Here is a 13,664-nt window from a genome sequence, read left to right on the forward strand (position 1 = left end):
CTGCGACATCCCACGCGTCGATCGACGCGTGGGATGTCGAGTTCGGCGTCCCGACCGAACGAACGGGCAACGTCCGCCCGTCCGGTGCGAGCGGATTCGGCATCCAGGCGGTCAGGACGGCGGCGTTGCGCAGTGTGTCGGACATCCGAGGCCTCGTCGGAGGGCCGCGTTACGGTGGGCGCCATGGCCCCCGTCCTGACCTCGCCGCTCGTGTCGACGCAGTGGCTCGCCGACCACATCGGTGCCGACGAGCTCGTCGTCCTCGACGCGTCGGTGCACACGACGGGGGTCGGCACGGCGATGCAGTGGCAGGCCGCCCGCGACGCGTACGAGCAGCACGGGCACGTCCCCGGGGCCCGGTACGCCGACCTCGTCGACGACTTCTCCTCGCCGGACGCCGACGTGCCCTTCACCCGACCGAGTGCCGAGCGCTTCGAGTCCGCCGCGCGTGGTCTCGGCGTCACCAACGGCTCGACCGTGGTCGTGTACGACGACAGCGTCGGCGAGTGGGCCGCGCGGCTCTGGTGGATCTTCCGCGCGTTCGGCTTCGACGACGTCGCGGTGCTCGACGGCGGCTTCGCCAAGTGGCGCGACGAGGGACGACCGGTCCGGGTCGGACCGCTCCGTGGCGAGGTCCGCCCGTCGTCCGCCGAGTCGTTCCTCGCCGGTGAGGAGCGTCCGGTGTGGGCCGACCACGACCGTGTCCTGCGCGCCGTCCGTGGTGAGGAGCCGGCGGCGGTCGTCCTGGCGGCGCCTCCCTCGGCCCTGGGCACGGACCACCCCGGCGTGGTGCCCGGCAGCACGGCGATCACGACGGACGACGTGGTCGACCCCGAGACGAACACCCTCCGCCGCGGCCCGGCCCTCGCCGAGGTCTTCGCACGGGTGCTCGACGCCGACGAGATCGTGACGTACTGCGGCGTCGGCAGCGCGGCGTGCGTGGACGCGCTCGCCCTGACGGTGCTCGGGCACGACCACGTGAAGGTCTACGACGGGTCCCTCGCCGAGTGGTGGCGCCTCGAACCGGAGCTGGTCGCGTCCTGAGGCCCCGGCGTCGACCACGCCGTCCGTACCGTCCCCGCGGCACTAGCGTTGGCGCATGAGCACCAGACGCGCGGTCGTCCTCGGCGGTACCGGCGGGATCGGGTCGGCGGTGGTCCGTGACCTCCTCGACGTCTCCGGCCGCGGCGGCGACGACTGGCAGGTCGACGTCCTGGCCCGACGCGGCGGTCCCGCAGCCGGCGCGTTGACCGCAGCCGGTGCCTCCTTCGTGTCCGGTGACCGCCGCGACACGAGCGTGCTCCGCGATCTCCTCCGCCCGGGTGCCGACCTGCTCGTGGACACTGTGGGCGTGACCCGGGACGACGCCCTGCAGCTGCGGCCGTTCCTCGACGACGTCGGCTCGACGGTGTTCGTGTCGTCGAAGGCGGTCTACGTCGACGACCAGGGGCGGCACGCGAACTCGGTCGACAAGCCGGTGTTCGGCGGCGCGGTCACCGAGCTCCAGCCGACCGTCGTCGCGGGCGACGGCGACCCGACCGCACGCGACGGGTACGCGGCCGCGAAGGTCGCCGCAGAACAGGTCCTGCTCGACCACGGTGCCCCCGTCACCGTGCTCCGTCCCTCGAAGGTGTACGGCGTCGGCACCGGCCGCCCGCGGGAGTGGTTCGTGGTGCGCCGCGCCCTCGACGGCCGGGAGCGCATCCTGCTCGCCGACCACGGACGGGGCGTCGACCACACGACGGCGGCGAGCGGGATCGCGTCCCTCGTGCGTCTGGTCGCCGACGCTCCGGACCGCCGCATCCTCAACGTGGCCGACGAGACCGCGCCCGACGTCCTCGAGATCGTGCGCACCCTGGCCGGGATCGTCGACCACCGGTTCGACGAGGTCCTGCTCGACCAGGACGCTCCCGCCTTCGTCGGGACGACCCCGTGGAGCTTCCCGTCGCCGTTCGTCCTCGACACGACGGCGGCACGCGCGCTCGGGTGGCAGCCCCCGCGGTACGCCGATGCCGTCCGGCCCGAGGTCGACTGGCTGCTCGAGACCGCGCACGCCGTGCCGGCCGGCGGTGACGTCCCCTGGGCGCAGGACCCGTTCTGGGACCGCATGTTCGACTACGGCCCGGAGGACGCCGCCCTCGTGCTGCTCTCGCTCGGCAGGGGCTGAGCCGGCAGGGACCGAACCGGCAGGGACCGAACGCGCACGGCCTGTGGACGAGCACGAGCTGTCCACCGATCGCCGGATCGTCACCACCGCCCAGCCCCCACGGGGCACGCTGGAGGCATGAACGACAACCGGCTCGGAACCGCGGTCAGCCCGTACCTCCGCCTGCACGCCGACAACCCGGTGGACTGGCGCGAGTGGGGACCCGAGGCGTTCGCCGAGGCGCGGGAGCGCGACGTGCCCGTGCTCGTCTCGGTCGGGTACGCCACGTGCCACTGGTGTCACGTCATGGCGCGCGAGAGCTTCTCCGACCCGGAGATCGGCGAGCTGCTCCGTCGGGACTTCGTCGCCGTGAAGGTCGACCGAGAAGAGCGTCCCGACGTGGACGCCAGCCTCATGGCCTCCGCGAGCGCGTTCACGCAGCAGCTCGGGTGGCCGCTGACCGCGTTCGCGACGCCCGAGGGGCGGGTGTTCTTCGCGGGCACCTACTACCCGCCGACCCAGGTCGGCCAGGTCGGCTCGTTCCGCCAGGTCCTGGCGGCGGTGCTCGACGCGTGGACCCAGCGACGGCACGAGGTGGACGCGAACGCCGGAGCGATCGCCGCGGCGATCGCGCAGGGGGCGGAGGCGGACGCCACCGCGCAGGGTGGTGCGCCGACCGGCGGAGCCGCACCGGGCCTCCCGTCCGTCGTCGCGATCCGCTCGGTGACCGCGCAGCTCGTCTCGGCGGAGGACACCACGTACGGGGGCTTCGGCGGTGCGCCGAAGTTCCCGAGTGCTCCGCTCCTCGAGTTCCTCGGCGAGGTCGCGGCCGACGGCGACGACGTCGCACGAGGGCTGCTCGACCGGGGTCTCGACGCGATCCGCACCACCGAGCTGACCGACGCCGACGGCGGTGTGTTCCGGTACGCGACCAAGCGCGACTGGAGCGTGCCGCACTACGAACGGATGCTGTACGACAACGCGGGACTGCTCGCGGTCGCCGGAGCCGAGCAGGCACGGGGCATCGCGGACTTCCTCCGGAACACGCTGCGGCGGCCCGACGGTGCGTTCGTCGCGGCGCAGGACAGCGAGTCGACCATCGACGGACGACGCGTCGAGGGCGACTGGTACCGGCTGCCGCTCGACGAGCGCGGCCGGTTCGCCCCGCCACCGCTCGACGACCAGGTGCTGACCGGCTGGAACGGCCTCGCGATCCGGGGACTCGCCCTGGCTGCAGCGCGGCACGGCGACGACGAGATGACCGCGCTCGCGCAGGGCGCAGCCGACGCCGTCCTCGCCGCCCACGTGCGGGACGGGCACGTCGTCGTCCGCTCGAGCACCGCCCACGGCTCGTCGTCTGCGCCGCCCACGATCGAGGACGTCGGCCTGCTCGCCGAGGGGCTGCTCGAACTCGCGCTCCTGACCGGCGAGGTCCGGTACGCGGAGACGGCACGCTCGCTCGTCGACGACGGTCTCGCCGGACGGTTCGACGCCGATCCGGTCCTGCGTGCGGCCGGGACGGCGACGGGCGAGCAGCCGCAGACGGCGCTGCGCTCCGGCACGGTCGCGCTGGCGGGGGCCGCCGCGACGCTGGCCGCGCTCACCGGCGATCGAGCACTCCGGGACGCCGCGACCCGGCTCGTCGCCGACCGCGCCCAGGCCGGTACGGAGCGGCCGCTCGGCCACGCGGACGCCCTCGGGGTCGCGCTCGCACTGCAGCGCCCGTCGCGCGAGGTCGTCGTCGTGTCCGAGGCCGACGACCCGATGCGACGGACCGCCCTCGCCGCCCGGCGACCGGGGACGGTCGTGGCGACGGTGACCCCGGAGCAGGCACGGGCGTGGGCCGGTGTCGGGTTCTCCCTGTTCGCGGGGCGGGACGGCTCGGCGCCGGCCGCGTACGTCTGCCACGACCACGTCTGCGCGCTGCCGGCCCGGAGTGACGCCGCACTCGCCGAACAGCTGCGCTGACGGCTGCCCCCGCCAGACCGCTATCCTGGAATGCTCATGTCTGCCACGCCCGTCATCACGTACCCGCCCGAACTGCCGGTGTCGCAGCGGCGGGACGACATCGCCGCCGCGATCCGTGACCACCAGGTCGTCATCGTCGCCGGCGCCACCGGTTCGGGCAAGACGACGCAGCTGCCGAAGATCTGCCTCGAACTCGGCCGCGAGTCCATCGGGCACACCCAGCCCCGTCGGATCGCCGCCCGCACGATCGCCGAGCGCGTGTCCGAGGAGCTCGGCGGCGAACTCGGCGACCTCGTCGGCTACCAGGTGCGCTTCACCGACAAGGTGTCGAGCAACACCCGGATCAAGCTCATGACCGACGGGATCCTGCTCAACGAGATCCACTTCGACCGTGACCTGAAGCGCTACGACACGGTCATCATCGACGAGGCGCACGAGCGCTCCCTGACGATCGACTTCCTGCTCGGGTACCTCAAGCGGCTGCTGCCCCGGCGACCCGACCTCAAGGTGATCATCACGAGTGCGACGATCGACCCGGAGTCGTTCTCGCAGCACTTCGGCGGCGCCCCGATCATCGAGGTGTCCGGCCGCACCTACCCGGTCGAGATCCGCTACCGCCCGCTCGTGGCCGACGACGCCGCCGATGCGGACGACAGCGACGACACCGACCCGCGGACCGACGACAGCGGCAGCCGCGGCGGTGGGAGCGCGGACGACCGCGACGTGCTCCAGGGCATCACCGACGCACTCGACGAGCTGGCGCGCGAAGACCCGGGCGACGTGCTCGTGTTCCTGTCCGGCGAGAACGAGATCCGCGACGCGCAGGAGGCGATCGAGGGCAAGCGCTACCCGGGCACCGAGGTCCTGCCGCTCTACGGCCGACTGTCCGCCGCCGACCAGCACCGCGTGTTCGAGCGTCGGACCACCCCGGGCATCCGACGCCGCGTCGTCCTCGCCACCAACGTGGCGGAGACCTCCCTGACCGTGCCGGGCATCAAGTACGTGGTCGACACCGGCACCGCCCGCATCTCGCGGTACTCCCCGCGGGCGAAGGTGCAGCGGCTGCCGATCGAGGCGATCAGCCAGGCGAGCGCGAACCAGCGATCCGGGCGTGCGGGTCGCACGAGCGCGGGCATCGCGATCCGCCTCTACTCGGAGGACGACTTCGCGCGCCGCACGGAGTTCACCGATCCCGAGATCCTCCGCACCAACCTCGCCGCGGTCATCCTGCAGATGATCTCCCTCGGCTTCGGCGACATCGATCGGTTCCCGTTCCTTCAGCCGCCGGACTCCCGGGGTGTGAAGGACGGCCTCGACCTGCTGCGGGAGCTCCGCGCGGTCGACGCCGACGGCCGGATCACGAAGCCGGGTCGACAGCTCACACGGCTGCCGATCGACCCGAGGCTCGGCCGGATGGTGCTCGAGGCCGGCCGTCAGGGCGTCGGGCGCGAGGTCATCGCGATCGTCAGCGCCCTGAGCATCCAGGACCCGCGCGAACGACCGCTCGAGAAGCGTGCCCACGCCGACCAGCTGCACGCCCGGTTCGCCGATCCGACGAGCGACTTCCTCACCCTGCTGAACCTCTGGAACCACATCGAGGACAAGCAGGAGGAGCTGTCGTCGAGTGCGTTCCGCCGCCTGTGCAAGTCCGAGTTCCTGAACTACCTGCGCATCCGCGAGTGGCAGGACCTGTACCGGCAGCTGTCCCGCGCCGCGAAGCAGGTCGACGTCCGCGTCGGGCAGTCGCGCTCCGAGGACGGCGACGCCGTGCACCGGTCCCTGCTCGCCGGGCTCCTCAGCCAGATCGGCCTGCGCGACAAGGAGAAGCGCGACTACCTCGGTGCGCGCAACGTCCGCTTCGTGGTGTTCCCCGGCAGCGTCCTGGCGAAGAAGCAGCCCGATGCGGTGATGGCCGCCGAACTCGTGGAGACGAGCCGGCTCTTCGCCCGCACCGTCGGCCGGATCGACCCGGCGTGGGTCGAGCCGCTCGCCGGAGACCTGCTCAAGCGCACGTACGGCGAGCCGCACTGGGAGAAGAAGCAGGGCGCGGTCGTGGCGTACGAGCGCGTGACGCTGTTCGGTGTCCCGATCGTGCAGCGACGCCGCGTGCAGTACGGGCGCATCGACCCCGAGCACTCGCGTGAGCTGTTCATCCGGCACGCCCTGGTCGAGGGCGAGTGGGACGCGCAGCAGGCCTTCGACCGGGCGAACCGGAAGCTCCGCCGCGAGCTCGAGCAGCTCGAGGAGCGCACCCGCCGTCGCGACATCCTGTTCGACGACGAGCGTGTGTACGAGTTCTACGACGCACGGATCCCCGCGGGCGTCGCCACCACGCGCGACTTCGAGGGGTGGTGGCGGACGACCCGGCGCGAGCAGCCGGACCTGCTCACGATGCGCCGGCAGGACCTGCTCGACGAGGACGCCGCCGAGGCAGCCCAGGACGAGCAGGAGTACCCGACGCAGTGGCGCTCCGGCGACCAGCGCCTGGCGATCAAGTACCGCTTCGAACCGGGTGCGCAGGACGACGGCGTCAGCGTGCAGGTGCCGCTCGCGCTGCTCCCCCGCATGCGCGAGGAGGGCTTCGACTGGCAGGTGCGCGGTCTGCGGAAGGAGCTCGTCACCGCCCTCATCAAGTCATTGCCGAAGCAGATCCGGAAGAACGTCGTCCCGGCCGCCGACTGGGCCGAGAAGATCGTCGCCGAGCTCCCCGACGACGCTCCGACCGAGCCGACCGAATCGTTCCGCGCGACCCTCGCCGCGGCGATCCAGCGGATGACGTACGTGCCCGTGACCGAGGCCGACTTCGACCTGTCCCGGGTGCCCGCGCACCTGCTGCCCACCTGGGCGGTGGTCGACGAGCGCGGCCGTCGGGTCGAGTCCGGCAAGGACCTCGCGGCCCTGCAGACGAAGTTGAAGGACCGGACCCAGCAGAGCGTCGCCTCCGCCACGGCGAAGGCGGCGGCACGGCCGGGAGGCGCGGCGCGCGTCGCCGGGGCGTCCTCCGGCACGCAGGTGGAACGGTCCGGCCTCACCACCTGGCCGTCCGACGACCTGCCGCAGGTCCTCGACACGAAGCAGGCCGGTGGCGTGATCCGGGCGTACCCGTCCCTGGTCGAGGAGGGCGAGGGCCCGAAGGCCACCGTCGGCGTCCGGCTCCTGGCGACCCCCGGCGACCGCGCGGTGAGCATGCCGGCCGGCGTCCGTCGGCTCGTCATGCACGCCGTGCCCTCGCCGGTGTCGTACGTGCAGTCGCACCTCACCGCGCAGGAGAAGCTGGCCCTGGCCGCCAGCCCGTACCCGTCGACCGCAGCGTTGTTCGACGACGTGCTGGCCGCCGTCGTGGACGCCGGCATCCGACGCGCGCATCCCGACGGGCTGGTCTTCACGCGGGTCGACTTCGAGGCGGTCCGCGATGCCGTCTCCGCCACCGTCGTCGACACGATGTTCACCGCCGTGTCCGAGGTCGCCGCCGTGCTCACCGCGCAGCGGGCTGCCGACAAGGCGATGAAGCAGGCGAACTCGATGGCGCTGCTGCCCGCACTCACGGACATGCGGCAGCAGGTGGAGCGCCTGGTGTTCCCGGGTTTCGTCGCCGTCGCCGGGCTCGACCGACTGCGCCGCATCCGGGTGTACCTGCAGGGGGTCGACGCCCGCGTGCAGAAGCTGCTGCAGAACCCCGGACGCGACGCGACGTGGATGCGCGAGGTCACCGTTGCGACCGACCGCTACACGGACGCCGGTGGGACCTTCCCGCCGTCGGTCGGGGCGCACCCCGAGCTCGTGCACGCCAGGTGGATGCTCGAGGAGTTCCGCCTGAGCCTGTTCGCCCAGGAGCTCGGGACCGCCGAGACGGTGTCGTTGCAGCGGATCACGAAGACGCTGTCCGCCGCCCGCTGACGCGGCTCAGCCGAGGTCGGCGGCTCCGGTGACCGGATCCTCGACGGAGGGCCCCTCGACGGCCAGCCCCTCGACGACGGTGACGTTCGGCAGCGCAGCCAGGGTGCGTCCGGGCAGGAACACCTTCGCGCCGCGGAGCCCTGCGCCGACGACGACCTCGGGAGCCTCGAGCACCCGGGCGTCGACGTACACCGGCCAGTCCGCGGGCAGCCCGATCGGGGTGATCCCGCCGTACTCCATCCCGGTCAGCTCGACCGCCTGGTCCATCGGCGCGAAGCTGGCCTTGCGGACGTCGAGCAGCTTCTTGACGACCCGGTTCACGTCGAGCTTCGTCGACGCGAGCACCACGCACGCCGCGTACCGGACCTCGTCGCCGCGCTTCCCCACGACGACGATGCAGTTCGCACCGCCCTCCAGCGGGTACCCGTACGCCTCGGAGAACGACGCGGTGTCGGCGAGGGCAGGGTCGATGGGCGCCGCCTGGATCGTCGACAGCAGGTCGCTCGGCAGTGCGACGAGCGCCTGGGCGACGGGGATGGCGAGGAACCCGGTGGCGACGAGGGCAGGGGAACGGTCGAGCGTCGGCATGCCCCGAGCCTAGGGAGGAGCCGGCGGACGGGCGATCAGGCGGTCAGGCGCGCTCGTCGATCGACCGCGCTCCCGGCACGGGCGGCGCCGGGTCGTCCGAGGCCTCCGGGTCGTCCGCACGCGCCCACTTCACGGTCCACCGGACCAGCGGCTGGACGCGGTCCCACGCGGCGGTGACGTCGTCGAGCGACCTCTCCAGCGGCAGGTGCACGAGTGCCGCGTAGTGCTGCATCCGGAGCAGGTCGATCCGCGGGTGGTCGGCGTCGTACCCGCGCGGGGCGGTCTTCAGTGGCGGTCCGGCGAGCTCGTACCCGGCGTCGGTCAGCTCGTCGAGTTCCCGCTGCAGCGCGGCCGCGGCCTGCGGGTGCTCGTCGATGGTCGTCCGTGCCGCCTGCAGTTGCGCTCGTGACGGTTCGTAGAGCCCACCGCCGACCTGCAGCCCGTCCGCGCCGGCGCTCAGGTACATGCCACCCGCGGTCAGTCCGGCGTCCTCGCGGTAGGGCCGCTCGTCCGGCGTGAACCGCAGGTCGCGGTGCTGCCGGAGCACGCGCCCGGGGCCGTAGCGGTGCTCGGCCTCGTGCAGGAGCGCCTCCATCGGCTCCTGCACGTGCCGTTCCCACTCGTCCCGGTGCTCCTCGAACCACGACTTCTCGTTGTGCGCGGCGAGCCCGCGGAAGAACGTCGCGAGCGCTGGGGAGAACGGTGTCGAGGGCATGCGCCAGTGAACCGCCGTCCCGTGCACTCGCGTCGGGAGTCCGGGGGACGAGACTGACCGGGTGGACCGACTGCGACCGATCGACCTCGACCAGTGGCCCCGCGCCGAGCACTTCGCGCACTACCGGCGGGAGCCCTGTGCGTGGGAGATGACCGTCGACGTCGACGTCACCTCCTTCGTCGACGCTGCTCGGGTCGCCGGGGCGAAGACGTACCCGTCACAGATCTGGGTGCTCGCGACGGTCGTGAACCGGCACGACGAGTTCCGGATGCAGCTCACCGAGGACGGCCAGCCCGCGGTGTGGGACGTGGTGCACCCGACCTTCACGGTCTTCCACCCCGACACCGAGACCTTCTCGGTGCTCGTCGTCGAGTACGACCCGGACGCACGGGCCTTCCACGACGCCGTGGTCGCCACGACCGAGCGGTACCGCGACGACCACCGCATGTTCCCGCAGGGCACCGGACGCACCGACCTCTTCGACGTCTCGACGCTCCCCCGCACCTCGTTCACCGGCTTCGCACTGCACCTCACCGGCGCCGAGGACCACCTGGCACCCGTGATCACGCTCGGGAGGTACCGGCAGCTGGACGGGCGGATGGTCATGCCGATGGCGCTGCGGATCAACCACGCGGCGGTGGACGGCTTCCACGCGTCGCGCTTCGTCACCGAGGTCGAGCAACTGTTCGCCGACCCGTCCTGGCTCGGCTGACCACCACCGCAGCCCGATCGGTTCCGTCCCCCGGACACACATCCGGTGGGCACCGACCGGGAGCACCGTGGCCGGCATGCACGACGACGAACTCACCGCCCTCGCGGTCTCCCGCGCCCTCCACAACGTCCACGACGGCGGCAAGCCCTTCGCCTGCCTGGTCGTCCGCGACGGCGAGGTCGTGGTCGAGGCCGTCAATCACGTCGCCCAGACCGGCGACCCGACCGCGCACGCCGAGATCCGTGCGATCCGGGCCGCCGCCGAGCAGGGCATCACCGACCTGACCGGCTACGAGGTGTTCGTCACCGCGTACCCGTGCCCGATGTGCCTCGGCGCGCTGTACTACGCCCAGCCCGACCGCGTCGTGTTCGCCGCGACGCGGGAGCAGGAGGGCGAGCACTACGAGGACGGCAACCGCCTGATGACGCTCGCCACCTTCTACGACGAGTACGCGAAGCCGGTCGAGGAGCGCGCCCTGCCGTCCGAGCAGGGCCGGGTCGAGGACCCGACGGCCCCGTTCCGCGAGTGGAGCGCCCGCCACCCGTCCTGAGATCCGCGGGCGACCACCGGACGGGAGGACCGTGGCGGGCCTGACCACGATCCTCCCGTCCGGTGGTGGTGCTGATCACCGCCGTGAGCCGGACCTGAAACGTTCCGCATCGACACCGGTGCCGCGACCGACCAGGCTGGGGCCGTGACCGACGACCTTCCCGCCCGCTCGTTCGGATCCGCTGTCGACGCCTACGAACGCGGCCGACCGGGGTACCCGGACGCCGTGGCGGCGACCCTGGTGCCGGACCGGGCGCCGCTCGTGGTGGACGTCGGTGCGGGGACCGGGAAGTTCACCAGGACCATGCTCGGCCGGGCGGACCGGGTCGTGGCGGTGGAACCGGACCCGACCATGCGATCCCGGTTGGCCGACCTGCTGCCGATGGTGGACGCGCTCGACGGCACGGGCGAGGCGATTCCACTGCCGGACGGTGCCGCGGACGTCGTGACGTTCGCGCAGTCCTGGCACTGGGTGGACCGCGACGCCGGCGCCGCCGAGGTCGCGCGGGTCCTGCGCCCGGGCGGGACGCTCGGACTCGTCTGGAACGTCCGCGAGCTGACCCGACCGTGGGCCGCGCGCGTCGGCGCGATCGTGCTCCAGCCCGAGGCCCGCATCGTGCAGCAGGAGCAGGCGCTCGTCGGACCGCCCTTCGGCGCCGGCGTGCACGACACGGTGCGTTGGACCCACGAACAGGACCGCGGCGCGTTCCTCGACATGATCGCCTCGCGGAGCCATCTCATCGTCATGCCCGAGGACGAGCGACGGGCGGTGCTCGACGCCGTCCGGCGGGTGATCGACGCGGACCCCGAGACGGCCGGGCGCGCGACGATCCCCGTCGAGTACGTCGCGCACGTGCACCGGTACGTCCGGCCCTGACGGCCTGGTCCGGGGAGCCGGCCTCAGCAGGCCGACGTCAGGGAGCCGGCGTCAGCCGGTACAGCACCTGCGGACGGCCGCGACGACCGTACCGGTGCGCCAGGTCGATGGCCCCGGTCGCGACGAGGTGGTCGAGGTAGCGCCGCGCGGTGGCGCGTGAGGTGCCGGTGGCCGCGGCGACCTCGTCGGCCGAGCGGGCGACGACCGGGTCGAGGGCGGCGACGACGCGGCCGAGCGTGGTGGCGCTGACACCCTTCGGCAGGGCGCCCTCGGGCGCGCCGACCGAAGCGCCGGCCGGGCCGACCACGCGCACCGAGCCCGTGGCGAGCAGCCGGTCGACGTCGCCCTGCCCCATCGGGACGTCGCGCTGTGCGTCCTCTCGGGACCGGCGCTCGGCGGCGTAGGCACGCAGCCGGTCCTGCAGCGCCTCGCGGTCGAACGGCTTGAGCAGGTACCCGACCGGATGCGCGGCGAGCGCCTGCCGCACGGTGACCTGGTCGCGCGACGAGCTGACGACGAGCACGTCGGTCCGGTCGACGCCGGCGACGTGCATGCGGTGCAGGACCTCGATGCCGCTGATGTCGGGCAGGCGCATGTCGAGGAGCACGAGGTCGACCCCGCGTTCGACCGAGGCCAGCGCGGCCCCGCCGGACGCGACCGCCCCGACGACCGCGAACCCCTCGGTCGCGGCGACCCACCTGGTGTGGAGTGCGCGGGCGCCCGCGTCGTCGTCGACCACGAGCACCCGCAGGGGTGCGGGTCCGGACGCGGTCACGACTCCGCCGCCATCTCGACGTCGAGCCGGGCGCCGCCGAGCGCCGCCGAGCGTCCGACGAGCACCGAGCCACCGCGGTCGGTGGCCGTCCGTCGGACGAGTGCCAGGCCGATGCCGCGCCCGAGACCGGTCCCGTCGGGCTTCGAGGACCACCCGCGGGTCAGCACGCGGTGCGCGTCGGCCGCGTCGATGCCGGGCCCGTCGTCCTCGACCGTGACCGTGACGCGCCCGTTCCGGGTGCTGACCGTGCAGGCGACGGTGACGGCTCCGGCCTCTGCGGCGTTGCGGCACAGGTTGGCGACGACGAGCAGCACCGCGTCGTCGAGCACGACGTCGTCGGCGACGCGCAGGTCGAGCGTGGCACCGGCCACGGCGAGCTCGGACCGCACCGCCGCGACGGACGCCGTCGCGACGGCACCCCGCCGCGGCGAGCCGGCTCCCCCGCCGCTCGTCAGTCCGGGTGCGACGGCGTCGATGTAGGCCATCGCGTCCTCTGCGTCCCCCTGCTCGACGAGCCCGCGCACGACGTGCAGACGGGTGCCGAACTCGTGGGCCTGCTCGCGGAGCGCCTCCGTCGTCCACCGGACCTGCCGGCTCTCGGCGTCCACCGCGTCGGCCCGGCGCAACCGGCGCGCGATCAGGAGCGACAGGAGCACGCTGGCGAGCGTCGCGGCGACGAGGGCGCCGGTGCTCCACGGCAGCAGGGTGCCGAGGGCCCGCTCCCGGTCAGCCGCGATGGTCGACTCGAGCACGCCGACCGCGACGACGCCGACGACCTCGCCCTCCTCGTCGCGGATCGGCACCTTGGCGCGGAGCGTCGTACCGGAGGGGCCGGTCTCGGTCCCGACGAACCGCTCACCACGGAGCACGGGTGCGATCGTCGTCTCCACGGGCTCGCCGCGTTCCACGGGGTCGGGGTGGGTGATGCGGACGCCCTCGTCGTCGGTGACCACGACGTAGGAGACACCGGAGGCGCCCTCGACGAGCGTCGCGATGGGCTGCAGCGCCGCGGTGGCCGATGCGAGGTCGTCGGCGTCGGCGAGCGCCCCTGGTGCTCCACGGTCGACGGCGGACGACACCGCGTCACGCACCTCGGGCAGGTCGGCCAGGCTCGAGGCGACACCGGACACCTGGTCGACCACGGACGTGCGGATGGCGCGCTCCTGCACCACGGCCGCGACCCCGGTCGTGACACCCGTCGCCGTGAGCACGATGACGCTCGGGAGCGCGAGGACCGCGATCCGACGCAGCCGCCCGCGACGTGCCCTGGTCACCGTGGTGTCCCCCTCCGGCCGCGACGCCGTGAGCGTCAATGAGCACATCTCCGCCGTCGGCAGCTCGTCCGGCCGGAGGCTGCCATCGTACTTCTCGACCTGCGGCACGACGACGTGCGCAGGAGGGAGCCATCCAATGACAGAGCAGTCAGTGCCAGAGCGG

At 73.1% G+C, this 13,664-nt stretch carries 11 protein-coding genes; 7 read left to right on the forward strand and 4 right to left on the reverse strand.

Translation table 11 applies throughout. The features are described 5' to 3' along the window. The first annotated feature begins 183 nt into the window (after positions 1-183). The 4 genes from ACIPEQ_RS11135 (at position 184) to hrpA (ending at position 8,011) form a co-directional block, all read left to right on the forward strand. Complete coding sequence (locus ACIPEQ_RS11135) at positions 184-1,044, forward strand: rhodanese-like domain-containing protein (protein WP_209679222.1); 861 nt, start codon at positions 184-186, stop codon at positions 1,042-1,044. A 55-nt stretch (positions 1,045-1,099) separates the two neighbouring features. Continuing rightward, positions 1,100-2,167, forward strand: coding sequence for an NAD-dependent epimerase/dehydratase family protein (locus ACIPEQ_RS11140; protein ID WP_402715195.1), 1,068 nt, complete (start codon positions 1,100-1,102; stop codon positions 2,165-2,167). Between the two features lie 117 nt (positions 2,168-2,284). After that, positions 2,285-4,114 (forward strand): thioredoxin domain-containing protein, encoded by a 1,830-nt coding sequence (locus ACIPEQ_RS11145; protein ID WP_402715196.1) that lies wholly within the window; start codon positions 2,285-2,287, stop codon positions 4,112-4,114. 36 nt (positions 4,115-4,150) lie between these two features. Further along, positions 4,151-8,011 (forward strand): ATP-dependent RNA helicase HrpA, encoded by a 3,861-nt coding sequence (gene hrpA, locus ACIPEQ_RS11150; RefSeq protein WP_402715197.1) that lies wholly within the window; start codon positions 4,151-4,153, stop codon positions 8,009-8,011. Between the two features lie 6 nt (positions 8,012-8,017). Here hrpA and ACIPEQ_RS11155 read toward each other — a convergent pair whose 3' ends face one another. Beyond that, positions 8,018-8,599, reverse strand: a complete 582-nt coding sequence (locus tag ACIPEQ_RS11155; protein ID WP_402715198.1) for a YbaK/EbsC family protein — start codon at positions 8,597-8,599, stop codon at positions 8,018-8,020. A gap of 43 nt (positions 8,600-8,642) precedes the next feature. Then, positions 8,643-9,314, reverse strand: coding sequence for a DUF2461 domain-containing protein (locus tag ACIPEQ_RS11160; RefSeq protein ID WP_402715199.1), 672 nt, complete (start codon positions 9,312-9,314; stop codon positions 8,643-8,645). A 61-nt stretch (positions 9,315-9,375) separates the two neighbouring features. On the opposite strand from ACIPEQ_RS11160, the gene ACIPEQ_RS11165 reads away from it, so the two are divergent. From ACIPEQ_RS11165 to ACIPEQ_RS11175, 3 genes are all read left to right on the forward strand, one after another. Further along, complete coding sequence (locus ACIPEQ_RS11165) at positions 9,376-10,026, forward strand: CatA-like O-acetyltransferase (RefSeq protein ID WP_402715200.1); 651 nt, start codon at positions 9,376-9,378, stop codon at positions 10,024-10,026. A gap of 76 nt (positions 10,027-10,102) precedes the next feature. After that, positions 10,103-10,576, forward strand: a complete 474-nt coding sequence (locus ACIPEQ_RS11170) for a nucleoside deaminase (protein ID WP_402715201.1) — start codon at positions 10,103-10,105, stop codon at positions 10,574-10,576. 144 nt (positions 10,577-10,720) lie between these two features. Continuing rightward, a complete protein-coding gene (locus ACIPEQ_RS11175) occupies positions 10,721-11,452 on the forward strand; it encodes a class I SAM-dependent methyltransferase (RefSeq protein ID WP_126891680.1) in 732 nt (243 codons plus the stop codon). A 37-nt stretch (positions 11,453-11,489) separates the two neighbouring features. On the opposite strand, the gene ACIPEQ_RS11180 is transcribed toward ACIPEQ_RS11175, so the two are convergent. Together ACIPEQ_RS11180 and ACIPEQ_RS11185 are read right to left on the reverse strand one after the other, a co-directional pair. Then, entirely contained in the window at positions 11,490-12,227 is a 738-nt protein-coding gene (locus tag ACIPEQ_RS11180; RefSeq protein ID WP_402715202.1) for a response regulator, read from the reverse strand. After that, positions 12,224-13,609: an ATP-binding protein gene (locus ACIPEQ_RS11185; RefSeq protein WP_402715203.1), complete on the reverse strand. Its 1,386-nt coding sequence runs from the start codon at positions 13,607-13,609 to the stop codon at positions 12,224-12,226. The genes ACIPEQ_RS11180 and ACIPEQ_RS11185 overlap by 4 nt, the downstream gene beginning before the upstream one ends. Positions 13,610-13,664: the final 55 nt, after the last annotated feature.

This window comes from Curtobacterium sp. NPDC087080 (assembly GCF_044745105.1).
Lineage (GTDB): Bacteria > Actinomycetota > Actinomycetes > Actinomycetales > Microbacteriaceae > Curtobacterium.